Origin of the sequence: Acetobacter malorum (genome assembly GCF_002153605.1) — a bacterium.
In the GTDB taxonomy this organism is placed as follows: Bacteria; Pseudomonadota; Alphaproteobacteria; order Acetobacterales; family Acetobacteraceae; genus Acetobacter; species Acetobacter malorum_A.
Genome location: NZ_JOPG01000047.1, coordinates 1 through 15,259 on the forward strand (window position 1 = coordinate 1; position 15,259 = coordinate 15,259).

At 57.3% G+C, this 15,259-nt stretch carries 16 protein-coding genes; 13 read left to right on the plus strand and 3 right to left on the minus strand.

Annotated elements, in window-relative coordinates:
• From HK23_RS13495 to HK23_RS13555, 13 genes are all read left to right on the plus strand, one after another.
• A partial coding sequence (locus HK23_RS13495; RefSeq protein WP_143217576.1) for a peptidyl-prolyl cis-trans isomerase occupies nucleotides 1-1,828 on the plus strand: 1,828 nt, incomplete at its 5' end.
• Nucleotides 1,825-3,363: an anthranilate synthase component I gene (trpE, locus tag HK23_RS13500; RefSeq protein ID WP_086654363.1), complete on the plus strand. Its 1,539-nt coding sequence runs from the start codon at nucleotides 1,825-1,827 to the stop codon at nucleotides 3,361-3,363. The genes HK23_RS13495 and trpE, both read left to right, overlap by 4 nt.
• A gap of 54 nt (nucleotides 3,364-3,417) precedes the next feature.
• Nucleotides 3,418-4,014, plus strand: a complete 597-nt coding sequence (locus tag HK23_RS13505; RefSeq protein WP_086654364.1) for an anthranilate synthase component II — start codon at nucleotides 3,418-3,420, stop codon at nucleotides 4,012-4,014.
• A gap of 1 nt (nucleotide 4,015) precedes the next feature.
• A complete protein-coding gene (gene trpD, locus HK23_RS13510) occupies nucleotides 4,016-5,137 on the plus strand; it encodes an anthranilate phosphoribosyltransferase (protein ID WP_086654365.1) in 1,122 nt (373 codons plus the stop codon).
• Nucleotides 5,134-6,006: an indole-3-glycerol phosphate synthase TrpC gene (gene trpC, locus HK23_RS13515; RefSeq protein ID WP_373270334.1), complete on the plus strand. Its 873-nt coding sequence runs from the start codon at nucleotides 5,134-5,136 to the stop codon at nucleotides 6,004-6,006. Before trpD ends, trpC begins: the two co-directional genes overlap by 4 nt.
• Nucleotide 6,007: 1 nt before the next feature.
• On the plus strand, nucleotides 6,008-6,484 hold the full coding sequence (moaC, locus tag HK23_RS13520) for a cyclic pyranopterin monophosphate synthase MoaC (RefSeq protein ID WP_086654366.1): 477 nt from the start codon (nucleotides 6,008-6,010) through the stop codon (nucleotides 6,482-6,484).
• Nucleotides 6,485-6,612: 128 nt separating this feature from the next.
• Nucleotides 6,613-7,623, plus strand: coding sequence for a pyruvate dehydrogenase (acetyl-transferring) E1 component subunit alpha (gene pdhA, locus HK23_RS13525; RefSeq protein WP_086654367.1), 1,011 nt, complete (start codon nucleotides 6,613-6,615; stop codon nucleotides 7,621-7,623).
• A 6-nt stretch (nucleotides 7,624-7,629) separates the two neighbouring features.
• A complete protein-coding gene (locus HK23_RS13530) occupies nucleotides 7,630-8,988 on the plus strand; it encodes a pyruvate dehydrogenase complex E1 component subunit beta (protein ID WP_086654368.1) in 1,359 nt (452 codons plus the stop codon).
• A 10-nt stretch (nucleotides 8,989-8,998) separates the two neighbouring features.
• A complete protein-coding gene (locus HK23_RS13535; RefSeq protein WP_086654369.1) occupies nucleotides 8,999-10,246 on the plus strand; it encodes a pyruvate dehydrogenase complex dihydrolipoamide acetyltransferase in 1,248 nt (415 codons plus the stop codon).
• Between the two features lie 23 nt (nucleotides 10,247-10,269).
• A complete protein-coding gene (gene lpdA / locus HK23_RS13540) occupies nucleotides 10,270-11,679 on the plus strand; it encodes a dihydrolipoyl dehydrogenase (protein ID WP_086654370.1) in 1,410 nt (469 codons plus the stop codon).
• A gap of 129 nt (nucleotides 11,680-11,808) precedes the next feature.
• A complete protein-coding gene (lipA, locus tag HK23_RS13545; RefSeq protein WP_086654374.1) occupies nucleotides 11,809-12,783 on the plus strand; it encodes a lipoyl synthase in 975 nt (324 codons plus the stop codon).
• The gene (locus HK23_RS13550; RefSeq protein WP_063908252.1) at nucleotides 12,783-13,259 is read left to right on the plus strand and encodes a type II toxin-antitoxin system RatA family toxin; all 477 of its coding nucleotides are present in this window, start codon (nucleotides 12,783-12,785) and stop codon (nucleotides 13,257-13,259) included. Before lipA ends, HK23_RS13550 begins: the two co-directional genes overlap by 1 nt.
• A gap of 142 nt (nucleotides 13,260-13,401) precedes the next feature.
• Nucleotides 13,402-13,812 (plus strand): hypothetical protein, encoded by a 411-nt coding sequence (locus tag HK23_RS13555; RefSeq protein ID WP_086654371.1) that lies wholly within the window; start codon nucleotides 13,402-13,404, stop codon nucleotides 13,810-13,812.
• Nucleotides 13,813-13,914: 102 nt separating this feature from the next.
• Here the strand turns inward: HK23_RS13555 and HK23_RS13560 are convergent, their stop codons facing one another.
• The 3 genes from HK23_RS13560 to HK23_RS13570 form a co-directional block, all read right to left on the minus strand.
• Complete coding sequence (locus HK23_RS13560; RefSeq protein ID WP_086654372.1) at nucleotides 13,915-14,430, minus strand: CinA family protein; 516 nt, start codon at nucleotides 14,428-14,430, stop codon at nucleotides 13,915-13,917.
• A 5-nt stretch (nucleotides 14,431-14,435) separates the two neighbouring features.
• Nucleotides 14,436-14,924, minus strand: coding sequence for a phosphatidylglycerophosphatase A family protein (locus HK23_RS13565; RefSeq protein WP_086654375.1), 489 nt, complete (start codon nucleotides 14,922-14,924; stop codon nucleotides 14,436-14,438).
• Nucleotides 14,925-14,926: 2 nt separating this feature from the next.
• The coding region (locus HK23_RS13570; RefSeq protein ID WP_143217577.1) for a transglycosylase SLT domain-containing protein at nucleotides 14,927-15,259 on the minus strand (333 nt) is incomplete at its 5' end.

Here is a 15,259-nt window from a genome sequence, read left to right on the forward strand (position 1 = left end):
GGGGGATGTGCTCGGCTATATGGGCACTGAAACCGATGTGGTGGCCAAAGTTGGTCAGCAGCGCATCAGCTCGGCTGATCTGGGGCAGTCTCTGCAGGGAGAAATGCCGACCATCGCCAAGCAGATGGGTGTTTCGGATCCGGCGCAGGTGCCTCCTGCCATGCGCCAGCAGATTGCCTATCAGGTTCTTCAACGGCTGATCGGGCAGGCGGAGTTGCTAGAAGCCGCGCGCAAACTGAAGGTATCCGTGCCTGACTCGGCTGTGCGGGATGAAGTGTTCTCGCTGCCTTACTTCAAAGGCGCGAATGGTCAGTTTGACCGAAACATTCTGAACGCACGCCTGCGGGAACGTGATATTCCGGAACAGCGCTTTCTGACGATGATCCGTGATGATCTGGCCAGCCGGACCATGTTGCAGCCCATCGGGCAGGCCGCGAGTGTGTCTGATACGATTGCAAAACGCCTGTCTGATTTTGGATTGCAGACGCGCACGGTTGATCTCATCCGCATCCCCTTTGTCGAGCAGCCAACCCCGGTCGCCCCGGATGACGCGATCCTGCGCCGCTATTACGCGAACCACCTAAACGACTTCCGGACGGCGGAACTGCGCCATGCCCGGGTTGTCGTGCTGTCTCCAGCTACCGTGGCGGACACGATCACCATTGATGAAAAAGATCTGAAGCGCGTTTATGACGAAGAGAGCGACCGCTATCACGTGCCGGAAACGCGCGATGTGCAGGTTGTCACCATGCCGGATGAAGCGCAGGCCCGTGCTGTCGCCGATGTCTGGACAAAAGGGGCCGACTGGGCTGCTGTTCAGACTGCTGCAAAAGGCGGTGCCTCTGTTGAAATGCCTGGTGCCCGCCCGTCCACCATTCCGTCTGAAAGCCTGAGCAAAGCAGTCTTTGCGGCCCCACTTAATCAGATTCAGGGGCCGTTCAAATCCGAAGGTGGCTGGGTTGTATTGCAGGTCACAAAAGTGACCCCTCCCAAAGACACGCCTTTTGACGTGGCCAAAAAAGAGATCCTTCAGCAGTATCGTGATGCAAAAGGCCCCTCTGTTGTGGGCGAACGCAGCCGCCAGTTGCAGGACGCCATGGCAGGAAACGGTCTGGACGCTATCCCGACGGATATCGGAGCCGCTGCCGCTGCTGGCACACTGGATGCCAACGGCAACACGCAGGATGGGACCCCGGCACCGCTTCCGGCGTCCGGCAAACTGCGTGACGCCATTGTGCAGCAGGTATTTGCGCAGACCAAAGGCGCTAAACCGAACCTGACGGAAGGACCTGACAATAGCTGGTATGCCGTTGAAGTAGATAACATCACACCCGCTGCGCAGCTGACTTTTGAACAGGCTAAAGCCAATGTTCTGGCCGCATGGCAAGCAGATGCCCGCAAGCATGCCGCCGATGAACAGGCTACGGCGCTTTACACCGCTGCAAAGGACAAAGGTGGCCTCGCTAATGTTGCTGGCGCTGGTGCACCAATCGTAAAAGGGCTGACGTTCTCACGGGCGGCCCCGAACAAGGCCATCCCCTCTGAGCTGATAGATTATCTGCCCCGCATGAAGGCTGGTCAGTCCGTCATGGGTGAGGATGCAGGCGAGTTCGTGGTGGCAACGGTCACGGCTGTTTCTACACCCAACCCAATGGCTGATCTGGCCGCTTATCAGCGCCTGAAAAATGCTCTGGCACAGTCCACGGGGGATGACCTCGTAGCCTCCTATGTAGAAGCCCTGAGCAAACGTAATCCCCCCACTATCAATCAGCGGGCAGTGCTGGCCACACTGTCCTCCCTTGGGTTTGATGGAAGCACAGCCCCATGAGCGTTACGGCACGGATTGCAGCCTCGTCCTCTCGCGAGGCCTGCCAGACGGCATGGAAAGCCGGAAAACCCTCCATCGTTTTCTCCGTAGAACCAGCGGATCTCCTGACGCCGGTTTCCGCCTATATTCGCCTTGCCGGCTTTGACGGCGGCACAGGTCGCCACACCCTGCTGCTGGAAAGCGTTGAAGGCGGCGTTTCCCGTGGGCGATATTCGGTTATCGCGCTCAAGCCTGATCTGGTCTGGACCTGCCATAACGGACAGGTCACGGTAGATGAAAACCCGGCGCAACCGGGCACCGCCGTGCGCACTGTGGACGGGAAGGCGCTGGACTCCCTGCGTCAGTTGATCCGTGAGACGCAGCTTGACCTGCCTGCCGGCCTTCCGCCCATGATTGCCGGACTGTTTGGCTATCTGGGTTATGACATGGTTCGGCAGATGGAATATCTGCCTGATGCGCCGCCGGATGATCTGAACCTGCCGGAAGCCATTATGATGCGCCCCGGTCTGTTCGCTGTTTTTGATACGGTGAGTGACGAACTGATCCTTGCCGCACCTGTCCGGCCCGCAGCGGGCGAAGATGCCGGTGCAGCGTGGGATAAAGCGCATGCGCTGCTGGCCCGCACGCGAGCTTGTCTGGCAGGCGCATTACCCGCCATCCCTGAAGCAACCCTGCCAGCAGCTTTTGAGGCTCCGCATTCGACGTTCTCCCGTGAGGAATTCTGTGCGGCTGTAAAAAAAATACAGGATTATATCGCCGCAGGGGATGCCTTTCAGGTTGTGCCCAGTCAGCGCTTTTCAGCCCCCTTCACACTGCCGTCTCTGGCCCTTTACCGCTCACTCCGTCGTATCAACCCGGCACCGTTCCTGTTCCATCTGGATCTGGGCGCATTCTCGCTGGTTGGCTCGTCGCCTGAAATTCTGGTCCGCCTGCATGAAGGCACCATGACAGTCAGACCTCTGGCCGGCACGCGCCCGCGCGGTAAGGATGGAGCCGAAGATCTGTGGCTCGAGCAGGATCTGCTGGCGGATGAAAAAGAACGCGCCGAGCATCTGATGCTGATCGACCTTGGGCGCAATGATGTCGGCCGCGTTTGCCAGCCAGGCTCTGTGAAAGTGACAGAACGGTTTGTGATTGAACGCTTCAGCCACGTCATGCACATTTCCTCCAATGTGGAAGGCACCATCCGGCCAGATCTGGACGCGCTGGATGCTCTGGTTGCCGCATTCCCGGCCGGGACCCTCACAGGCGCACCTAAAATTCGCGCTATGGAAATTATTGACGAAATTGAGCGCAGCCGCCGGGCAACCTATGCTGGCTGTATCGGATATTTCGGGGCAGGGGGCGATATGGACACCTGCATCGGGCTGCGTATGGCTGTCGTCAAAGACGGTATGATGCATGTGCAGGCCGGATGTGGCGTAGTGGCCGATAGCGTGCCTGATCTGGAATATGAGGAAACACGCCACAAGGCCCGTGCTGTTTTCCGGGCTGCGGAAGAAGCTATCCATTACGCTACACAGGCAAAAGGCTGAGGTCTTGCCCTTCCGTCATTTGACCCGTGGGCCCCATAAGGTCATCATAAAGCCATGATCCTTCTGATCGACAATTATGACAGCTTTACCTTCAACCTTGTCCATTATCTGGGTGAGTTGGGGGAGCGCTGTGATGTGCGCCGTAACGATTCTCTGACGGCAGAAGACGCTATGGCGCTCAAGCCAGAAGCAATCGTGCTCTCGCCGGGCCCGTGCTCTCCCAATGAAGCCGGGATCTGTTGTGAGCTGATTGCGGCCGCTGCCGGAAAAATCCCTGTTTTTGGCGTATGCCTCGGGCATCAGGCCATCGGGCAGGTTTTTGGCGCAAAAGTCGTCCGCGCTCCCACCCCCATGCACGGCAAGATCAGCCCGGTCTTTCATGAAGGCAAGGACGTTTTTGCTGGCCTGCCCAACCCGTTCAACGCCACGCGGTACCATAGCCTGACGCTTGAACCGTCAAGCATTCCGGACAGTCTGGAGGTCACAGCCTGGACGGAAGACGGCATCATCATGGGGGTTTGCCATAAGCAACACCCCATCTCTGGCGTACAGTTTCATCCGGAGAGCATCGCTTCCGAATACGGACACGATCTTCTGCGGAACTTCCTGCAGGAAGCGCGTGCGTGGAACGAGAAGAAAACAGCCGCCTGACATGCCGGAGACCAAACTTTCCCCCTCGGAAAACCCGGATGCTTTTTTCACCACGATCCTGAATGCTCTGGCACAGGGGAAAACACTCACCAGCGCTGAAGCGGAAGCCGCCTTTGGCATCATTATGGATGGCACCCTGCCAGCAGAGCGGATCGCTGCTTTCCTGATGGGATTACGCGTGCGGGGTGAAGACGCCGGGGAGGTTCTGGGGGCGGTTACAGCCTTGAGAAACCGTATGATCCCGGTGCCGCAAGTTCCGGCGGATACGATTGATGTCTGCGGCACAGGGGGCGACAATTACGGCACTTTGAATGTCTCCACAGCCGTAGCTTTTGTGCTGGCCGCTCTTGGTGTCCCGGTGGCTAAACACGGCAATCGAGCGGTTTCTTCCCGTGCCGGGGCTTCTGATGTGTTGCAGGCTCTGGGGGTGCCTTTGCTGGCTGATCCAGCAGAGCTGTCTCGCCAGCTGGACCTGCATAAACTCGTTTTTCTGGCAGCTCCTCATCATCATCCGGCCATGCGGCATGCGGCACCGGTCAGAAAAGCGCTGGGTATTCGCACCCTGTTCAATCTGCTGGGGCCAATGGTGAACCCGGCAGGGGTCAGGCATCAGCTGATAGGCGTTTTTGCTGCGGAATGGCTGCCTCTGGTGGTAGATGTTCTGCACCGCCTCGGCTCGGAACGGGTCTGGGCCGTTTGCGGCCAGCCAGACGGGGAAACGCAGGGCATTGATGAACTGACACTGGCTGGACCCACCCGTGTCGTCGCCCTTGAAAATGGTAGCACGCACTCCCTTGTTGTACACGCGGAGATGGCGGGCCTGCCTTATGCACCGGTTTCCGCCATTCGGGGCGGCGATGCGCAACACAACGCCCAGGCACTGGAAGCCTTGCTCCGTGGTGCGCATGGGGCTTATCGTGATACTGTTTTGCTGAACGCAGCCTGCGCCCTGCACGTGGCGGGGCGACGTTCCATCCTGCAGGGTTTGCAGCCAGACCCTCAGGCCTTCAGAGAGTGCGTGGCCGATGTCAGCCGCGTGCTGGATAATGGTGCCGCACTGGCGGTGCTCAATGGTTTGCGTACATCATCTTCTGGTACGCATGCTCAAGACATGACAGGATGATTATGAACGAAATACCCAATTCGTCCGCTGCCGGAAATTCTGCTGTAGAGGCCGGCATTCAGGCAGACCATCTGCCGGATGTGCTCTCGCGGATCTGCGCACGGACAAGAGTTGAGGTTGAGCACCGTTCAACCCTTGTATCTCTGAAAGAGATGATCGCCAAAGCGCAGGATGTGAAAGATGCCCCGCGCGGGTTTGGGCGTGCCCTGAAAGAAAAAGCAGCTGACAGAACAGTCGGGCTGATTGCAGAAATCAAGAAAGCCTCTCCCTCAGCGGGCATCCTGCGCGAAGAGTATGACCCGGCGCAGATTGCTGTGGGATATGAGCAGGCCGGCGCTGCCTGCCTGTCTGTTCTGACAGAAAGCTCCTGCTTTCATGGTCAGAATGAAGACCTTCAGACGGCTCGTGCAGCCTGCTCCCTTCCGGTGCTGCGCAAGGACTTCATTCTTGATCCCTGGCAGGTCTATGAAAGCCGGGCCCTTGGGGCTGACTGCATCCTCATCATCATGTCTATCCTGACGGATGAAGAAGCTCTGGCTTTGGTGGATCACGCCAAAGGTCTGGATATGGATGTGCTGGTGGAAGTGCATGATGAGGACGAACTGAACCGTGCTCTGGCACTCGATACGTTTCTGATCGGCATCAATAACCGTAATCTCAAGACATTACAGACTGATATTGAGACGACAAAACGCCTTGCGCCGCTCGTGCCGCCGGATCGGATTATTGTGTCTGAGAGCGGTATCAAGACACATGGGGATGTCATGTCTCTGGCCGAGATTGGGGTAACAGGGTTTCTGGTTGGGGAATCTCTGCTCCGTCAGCCTGATCCCGGTCAGGCCGCACGGGCGCTGCTGGGGTTTGCCTGACGTGTCTGAAAAGACGCTGACGCACCTTGATGCCTCTGGCCATGCGCACATGGTGGATATCTCGGAGAAGTCTGACACGCACCGGAAAGCGGTTGCAACGGGGTGCATCCTGATGCGCCCCGAAACCCTGAACATGATTGTGTCCGGGGCTATGCCAAAAGGGGACGTACTGGCAACTGCCCGCATAGCCGGGATTATGGCTGCCAAGAAAACCGCAGATATCATCCCCCTTTGTCACCCGCTGGCGCTCAGCCGTGTCTCGGTTGATCTGCTTCCGGCTGATGACAAGATCGAGATCACGGTTTCTGTTACAACAAAAGGCGCAACCGGCGTTGAAATGGAAGCGTTAACCGCAGTAAGTGCCGCAGCGCTCACCTTGTACGACATGTGCAAGGCGGTCGATCGCGGCATGAGGATTGACGGGATCAGACTCCTGCATAAAAGCGGGGGACGATCCGGCGACTATAATGCGGAATAATGAATAGGATCATACGGGATTGAAGACATAAACGACGGAAAATGCGGGTGGTTTCGTTTTTATAAATCCTGAACCCGCACTACGAAGTGTTCACAGTCCCAGTTCTTAAAAACCAAAAGGAAAAACCGATGGCGGCGGCGCAAGAAAATACAGCGCGTGTGGGAGGAAACGGCCCCTCCTTAACCCGTGAGCAGTTTATGGATGCATTCCATGAGATGCTGCTGATACGTCGGTTTGAAGAAAAAGCCGGACAGCTTTATGGCATGGGGCTGATCGGCGGCTTTTGCCACCTGTATATCGGGCAGGAAGCCGTGGTGGTTGGCATTCAGATGACGCTTAAGGATGGTGACAAGCTCATCACTTCTTATCGTGATCACGGCCAGATGCTGGCTGCGGGCATGACGCCGCGTGGCGTGATGGCTGAACTGACAGGGCGCGCCACCGGGTATTCCCACGGTAAGGGCGGCTCCATGCACATGTTCTCACGCGAGAAAAATTTCTACGGCGGACATGGTATTGTGGGCGCACAGGTTGCGCTGGGCATTGGTCTGGCATTTGCCAACAAATACCGCGGAACGGATGAAGTCTCCGTTGCCTACTTTGGGGATGGCGCCGCCAACCAGGGGCAGGTGTACGAAAGCTTCAACCTCGCGGCCCTCCATAAACTGCCCTGCCTGTTTATTATTGAGAACAATCTTTACGGCATGGGGACCAGCGTGGAACGCGCCTCAGCCTCTCATGAACTTTGGCGGAATGGTGAGCCCTGGGGCATTCCCGGCCGCCGGGTAGATGGCATGGATATTGCCGCCGTGCATGAAGCCTCAGCAGAAGCCGTGGCGCACTGCCGGGCAGGCAAAGGCCCGTATCTGCTGGAAATGATGACTTATCGCTATCGCGGTCACTCCATGTCCGACCCGGCAAAATACCGCAAGCGTGAGGAAGTGGACCAAGTCCGCAAAACCCGCGATCCTATTGAACATGTACGCCAGATTCTGCTGGACGCCGGTGTCAGTGAAGACAACCTGCGCAAGATTGAAGATGACGTGAAAGCTACAGTGAACGATTCAGCTGAATTCGCGCAGACCAGCCCTGAGCCTGATCCTGCCGAGCTTTATACAGATGTGCTGCTAGAGGCGTAACGGATTATGGCGACAGACATTATAATGCCCGCTCTCTCTCCAACCATGACGGAAGGGACGCTGGCCCGTTGGGTTAAAGCGGAAGGCGATAAGGTTGCGATTGGCGATGTGATTGCCGAAATCGAAACCGACAAGGCAACCATGGAAGTGGAAGCTATTGAAAGCGGTATTCTTGGCCGTATTCTGGTGCCGGAAGGGACGCAGGACATTGCCGTTAACACCCCCATTGCCATTATGGTTGAAGACGGTGAGGCGGTTCCTGATACGGCATCTGCCCCGGCGGCAGCGCCTGCAACACCCGAAGCACCCGTAGCACAGCCGTCCGCTGTCCCTGCAGTAGCGGCTTCCGCTCCTTTGACTACTCCCGAGCCTGAAAAAGACTGGGGCCCCACTGCGGAAATTACCGTGCGAGAAGCGCTGCATGACGCCATGCAGGCCGAGCTGCGCCGGGACCCGGACGTTTTCCTGATTGGGGAAGAAGTCGCTGAATATCAGGGCGCTTACAAGATTTCTCAGGGTTTGCTGGCCGAGTTTGGTGATAAGCGCGTGATCGACATGCCCATTACTGAACATGGCTTTACTGGCATGGCGGTTGGCGCAGCGCTTACGGGACTTAAACCGATTGTGGAGTTCATGACCATGAACTTCTCAATGCAAGCTATTGATCATATTATTAATTCTGCTGCTAAAACTCTGTATATGTCTGGCGGGCAGATGGGCTGCCCGATTGTGTTCCGCGGCCCTAACGGGGCAGCAGCACGCGTCGGAGCCCAGCATTCCCAGTGCTATGGCAGCTGGTATGCCCACGTTCCGGGTCTGAAAGTGGTTGCCCCCTGGTCCTCTGCCGACGCCAAAGGGCTTCTTCGCGCGGCTATTCGCGATCCGAACCCTGTTATTGTGCTTGAGAATGAAATTCTCTACGGGCGCAAATTCCCATGTCCGGTGGATGAAGATTTCATCCTACCCATCGGCAAGGCCAAGATTGAGCGGGAAGGGCGGGATGTGACCATCGTGACCTTCTCCATCATGGTCACCACGGCACTGGAAGCCGCTGAGGAACTGGCTCAGCAGGGGATTGAGGCCGAAGTCATCAATCTGCGCAGCCTGCGTCCGCTGGACACAGCCACGATTGTGGAAAGTGTCAAGAAAACAAGCCGTCTGGTCACGCTGGAAGAAGGCTGGCCGTTTGCCGGTATTGGCGCAGAAGTCGCCATGCAGGTGATTGAGCATGCGTTTGACTGGCTGGATGCCCCGCCCGCACGCGTCACTGGCGTGGATGTTCCGATGCCATTCGCCGCCAATCTGGAAAAACTGGCCCTGCCGCAGCCCGAGCACGTGGTTGAAGCCGTGCGTCGCCTGATCTGAGGAAAAAGAGATGGCTATTGAAGTTCTGATGCCGGCCCTTTCCCCCACCATGACGGAAGGCACACTGGCCCGCTGGGTAAAAGCGGAAGGTGACAAGGTTGCGATTGGCGATGTGATTGCCGAAATCGAAACCGATAAGGCAACCATGGAAGTGGAAGCCATTGAAGACGGTATTCTTGGCCGCATCCTTGTGCCCGAAGGCACGCAGGAAATTGCGGTCAACACGCCGATTGCCATTATGGTTGCGGAAGGCGAGGCCGTGCCTGAAGCCGGAGCAGTCAAGCCGCAAAATTCTGCGCCGCCAGCACAGGCAGCTCAGCCTCCAGCCACTCCGCAGGCTCCGGCAGCTGCGCCAGCCACAGCACCGGCAGGCCAGCCTGCCACAGGCAAGCGGATTGTTGCTTCGCCGCTGGCAAAGCGGGTTGCCAGCCAGAAGGGGCTGGATCTTTCCCGCATCAAAGGCACTGGCCCGAACGGTCGCATTGTGCGCCGGGATGTGGACAAAGCAGCCGAGCAGGGAACGGGCGCACCTGCAGGAGCTGTTGCAGAGGCTCCGGCTTCCACAAGCCGCACCGTGCCGCACTCCAGCATGCGGAAGGTGATTGCCCGCCGCCTGAGCGAAGCCAAAAGCACCATTCCGCACTTCTACGTTTCTGTTGATGTTGAACTGGATGCTCTGCTGGCTCTGCGCTCTCAGCTGAACGCAACATCCCCGGAAGACGGGCCTGACGCCTTCAAGCTGTCTGTGAATGATATGCTGGTCAAAGCCTCAGCCATTGCGCTCAAGCGGGTACCAAATGTGAATGCTTCATTCACAGATCAGGCAATGATCCTGCATGACAACGTGGATATTTCCATCGCGGTCTCCATTCCGGACGGGCTGATTACACCGATCGTCAAGAACGTTGAGCAGAAGAGCTTGAAGCAGATCAGTCAGGAAACCAAAGATCTGGTCAAACGGGCACGAGCCGGCAAGCTGAAACCGGAAGAGTTTCAGGGCGGCACGTTCTCCATCTCCAATATGGGGATGTTTGGCGTGCGTGACTTCTCCGCCATCATTAATCCGCCGCAGGCCGCCATTCTGGCCATTGCCGCAGGCAAGAAACAGGCCGTGGTCAAGGGGAATGAACTGGCGATTGCCACGGTCATGACAGTCACGCTCTCCGTTGACCATCGCGTGGTGGATGGCGCGGTTGCGGCAGAATGGCTCTCGGCCTTCCGGTCAGTGGTCGAATCTCCTCTTACACTTGTTCTTTAACATCGGGTTTGCAGGAAACGACCATGAGCGGAACAGATTTTGACATTATCGTCGTCGGTGGGGGACCGGGTGGCTACGTAGCAGCGTTGCGAGCGGCCCAGCTCGGCCTTTCGACTGCGGTAGTGGAAGCCAGACATCTGGGCGGGATCTGCCTGAACTGGGGCTGTATCCCCACAAAGGCTCTTCTGCGCGCTTCTGAAATCAACCACCTTCTACATGACCTCGGCTCATATGGGTTCAGTGCGGAAAAGGTGGGGTTTGATTTTTCGAAAATCATTGCCCGCTCCAGAGCTGTCTCCCAGCAGCTTTCAGGCGGCGTGGCACATCTGCTGAAAAAAGCGAAAGTTCCGGTTTTTGACGGCTTCGGCAAGCTGGACGGTGTAACGGGCAGCAAGCGTAAGGTTCTGGTCACACCGGAAAAAGGCGCGCCTGTTACGCTGACGGCGAAGCACGTTATCCTTGCCACAGGCGCGCGGGCCCGCGTCCTGCCAGGGCTGGAGCCAGACGGAAAACTGATCTGGTCTTACCGGGAGGCTCTGGTACCGGATGAGCTGCCGCGTCGCCTGTTAGTGATTGGCTCAGGAGCCATTGGCAGCGAGTTTGCCTCCTTCTACCGGAACATGGGATCTGAAGTCACTCTGGTTGAGGTTGCCCCGCGCATCCTGCCGGTAGAAGATGAAGAAATCAGCGCACTGGCACGCAAAGCCTTTGAAAAACAGGGTATGCGTGTGTTGACCAGCGCCAAGGTTGGTCCTCTGCGCAAATCCGACACAGATGTCACCGTGCCCGTTGAAGTCAACGGCAAGACTGAGGAGTTTACGGTCGATCGCGTGATCTCTGCGGTCGGGATTGTCGGGAATGTCGAGAAGATCGGTCTGGAAGGCACCAAAATCAAAACAGATCGCACCCATGTCGTGACAGACGCTCTCTGCCGCACGGGTGAGCCGGGCGTATATGCCATTGGTGATCTGGCCGGTGCTCCGTGGCTTGCTCATAAGGCCAGCCATGAAGCTGTGATGTGCGTAGATGCCATTGCAGGAAAGCAGGTCCATCCTATTGATATTACAAAAATTCCCGGATGCACCTACTGCCGTCCTCAGATTGCTTCTGTAGGCTATACGGAAGCCCGCGCCAAAGAGGCCGGGTATAAAGTTCGCGTCGGCAAGTTCCCGCTGCTCGCCAATGGCAAGGCTCTGGCCATGGGCGAACCGGATGGGCTGGTAAAGACCATCTTTGATGCCCAGACAGGTGAGCTTCTCGGAGCGCACATGATTGGGGCAGAAGTGACGGAAATGATTCAGGGTTATGTCATTGCCCGCACGGGAGAACTGACGGAAGCGGAACTGGCTGAAACCATCTTCCCCCATCCGACCATTTCTGAATCCATGCACGAAGCCGTACTGGCTGCGTATGACGGCGCGCTGCACGTCTAGTCAGAAAGCAGACGGCAACTCGCGTGGGTGTGATGCCGTCTGATACGCCAATAGGAGCGTTCTTACCTTGACGCAGGGGTAAGAGCGTTCCAGTTCTTCTTAACCCGGAGTGTGGGAGCGGGCGATATCATGTCTACACGCGTCTTGATTGATCATCGGAAGGGCGGCGCAAGCAAAGCCCGCCATCCGGAAAAGGCACACCGGCCAGACAATCCGATTGCCCGTAAACCCGAATGGATCCGCGTTAAGGCTCCCACGCACCCCGTTTACCATGAGACGCGCAAGCTGATGCGCGACAACCGTCTGGTGACGGTGTGCGAGGAAGCAGCGTGCCCCAATATTGGGGAATGCTGGTCCCAGCGCCATGCCACCATGATGATTATGGGCGAAATCTGCACGCGCGCCTGCTCCTTCTGCAATGTGACCACAGGTCTGCCGCATGCTCTGGATGCGGATGAGCCGGCACGTGTGGCTGAGGCCGTTGCCAAGCTGGGTCTGCGCCATGTGGTGATTACATCGGTAGATCGGGACGATCTGGAAGATGGCGGAGCTCGGCATTTTGCACGGGTCATTACGTCAATCCGGGAAGCCGCCCCCGATACAACCATTGAAATTCTTACACCTGATTTTTTACGCAAGAACAACGCATTAGAAATTGTTGTTGACGCGCGACCTGATGTATTCAACCATAATCTGGAAACAGTGCCGCGCCTATATCCAAGCATCCGCCCCGGGGCTCGCTACTACCAGTCCATGCGTCTGCTGGACCGTGTCAAACAGCTGGATGGCTCCATTTTCACCAAGTCCGGCCTGATGCTGGGGCTGGGGGAAGAAAAGATGGAAATCGCTCAGGTCATGGATGACCTGCGTATTGCAGATGTGGATTTTATTACGATGGGCCAGTATTTGCAGCCTACGGTGAAACACGCGGCGGTTGCCCGTTTTGTCACCCCCACTGAGTTTGAGGAGTATGGCGCCATGGCCCGCGTCAAAGGTTTTCTTCAGGTCAGTTCCAGCCCGCTGACCCGTTCGTCCTATCATGCAGATGCCGATTTTGCTGAACTGCAGCAGACGCGCAATGCCCGTCTGGCGGGGGCGAACTGATGCCTAAACACGCAGAAAAGCGTGTTCTCGCGTATCGGGCCGATCAGATTTTTGATCTTGTTGCAGATGTTGGGCGCTACCCGGAATTTCTGCCCTGGTGCGTTGCTGCGCGGGTTCGAACCCGTACGGCAACGGAGCTGGTGGCAGATCTGACTGTTGGTTTTGGGCCGTTCCGGGAGAGTTTTACGTCCCGCGTCACGCTCAACCGGCCAGATACCATTATGGTGCAGTATGAAAAGGGGCCGTTCCGGTATCTGAAGAACGTCTGGAAATTTACCCCCGATCCGCGTGGCTGCCTGGTAGAATTTTTTGTTGATTTTGAATTCCGCTCCCGCATCCTTCAGGCCGCTATCGGCGTTGTATTCGGGGAAGCCGTCCGCCTTATGGTTTCAGCTTTTCTGCGGCGCGCGCGTGAGGTTTACGGGCCACCAGAGACAGCAGCCACCTTGCCGGAAGAGCATCCTGTCGCCCAATAGTTCTGCAAAGAACGGTCTAGGTTAAACGCTCTAAAATACGCTGGGTTATTGTTACAAGGCGCAACTTTCTATACATTACTAATCTGTTGGAAAGTTGCTTTTTGTAAAAGCACTTCAGCGTTTTGGATAAGGACTGATTTTTATGAAAAAATTCTTCGCTGCGACAGCGCTTGTTACTGCCTCACTGGCTGCAAGCCCGGTTTTTGCTGCCACGCACCACGCCCACAAACATGCAGCACATTGCTCTGGCACGAAATGTGCAACGGAATCTAAAGCAGCCGCTGGTGATTCCGCTACCGACGACCTGAACAACCAGAGCCTGAATGCCGCACAGCGTGCCAATGCTCCGGCTTTTGCTGCTGCTCCGACTGCTCCAGTTGCTGCACCTGTTCCGGGCGCGACGGTTGCCGTTCCGGCTGCTGGCACGGGCGTTACGGTTCCGGCTGTTCCGGCAGCCCCGACCATGCCGAACGTAACGGCTCCTACAGTTCCGGCAGCACCTGCTGTTCCGACCGCAACTGTGCCGGCCAACGCTCCTGCTGCTGGTCAGTAAAAAGCGATAATACCCTGAAAATGCAGTTTAATCTGCGTTGAAGGGGCGCTTGAAGAGCGTCTGAGGGACATCCCTCTGACGCTCTTTTTGTATGAGCCGCACTCAAGCAAGACGCTGCGCCACGAGGGCAAGCGCATGCAAGGCCGCCTGAGAGCGAACCTCGGTGCGATCCCCCTCAAAAATCCGGGCTTCCGCAAGCACATCACCGCCACGCATGGCGGTACCAAACCAGACCAGCCCCACAGGTTTTTCAGGGGAGCCACCGCCTGGACCGGCAATACCAGAAATGGAAACGGAATGTGTGGCGTCCTGCGCGATGCCAAGTGCACCGCTCGCCATTTCCCGGACAGTTTCCGCGCTCACAGCTCCAAATTGCCGTAACGTTTCCTCCCGCACTCCCAGAACAGACTGCTTCATGCTGTTGGAATATGTCACCAGACCACCTTCAGTCACGTCGGAAGAGCCTGCGTGATGCGTCAGCAGAGCCGCGACCAGCCCACCTGTACAACTTTCCGCCGTCACCAGTTTGGCCTCAGCGCGCCGGAGTGCGTCCAGAAGTGTTGCGGACTGCTGGATCAGTTCAGCAGAAAGCTCCGAGACCAAAATGGATGAGAGCATAGCGTTCACCCTTTAGACGAGGGGAGGCGATGCGCCACCAGACGCCCTGCCTTGATGCAGGCCGCCGCCATGACACCCGCCACCAGATCATCCCCCATGATGCCGGTCGCCCCGTGCTTGCGATCCAGATAGCCGACGGGCCCCGGCTTTTTGATATCGAACAGGCGGAAGAGGGCAAAAGCCAGAACGGAAAGACCAAGACTTTTCCGCACAGAGGCAGGGTCTTCCCGGTCTTCGGGCAGGCAAGCGAGCAGACTGACCCACATGCCTGCAACCTCATCAATCACAATCCAGCTGTGATCTTCTCCTTCTCCGGCATGGTCTGCGGCCCACCAGCCTGCGACAGAGACGATCCCCACGGCCCCCAACAAAATCTTTGGACGTCTGAGAAGAGGGAGCCCCAGCAGCAAAGCAGCCAGAGATCCCACAGTACCCGGTGCGCGCGGCGCCAGACCACACCCACCGAATGTTGCCAGAAAACGGGACGGTGTCATGCTCATTTCCCCATAGCCGTATAGATCGTCATGTTTTCCCACACGCGCTGGACGTAATTGCGGGTTTCCGAAAAGGGAATGCTTTCAATCCAGTCGATCATTTCATCCTGCGAGGCACCGCTGCGCCCCGGATCTCCAGCGGCAGCAAGCCAGCGTGAGAGGCGGCCCGGGCCACCGTTATACGCGGCTGCCATGTAGGGCACGACGTTGCCGAATTTATCCTGCAGATAAGACAGATAAGCCGCGCCCAACGCCATATTATTTTCCGGATCATGCAGCCCGGATGCCGTAGCGGCAGACGCGGGCACACCGGCTCTGCGCACCATGTCCCCCGC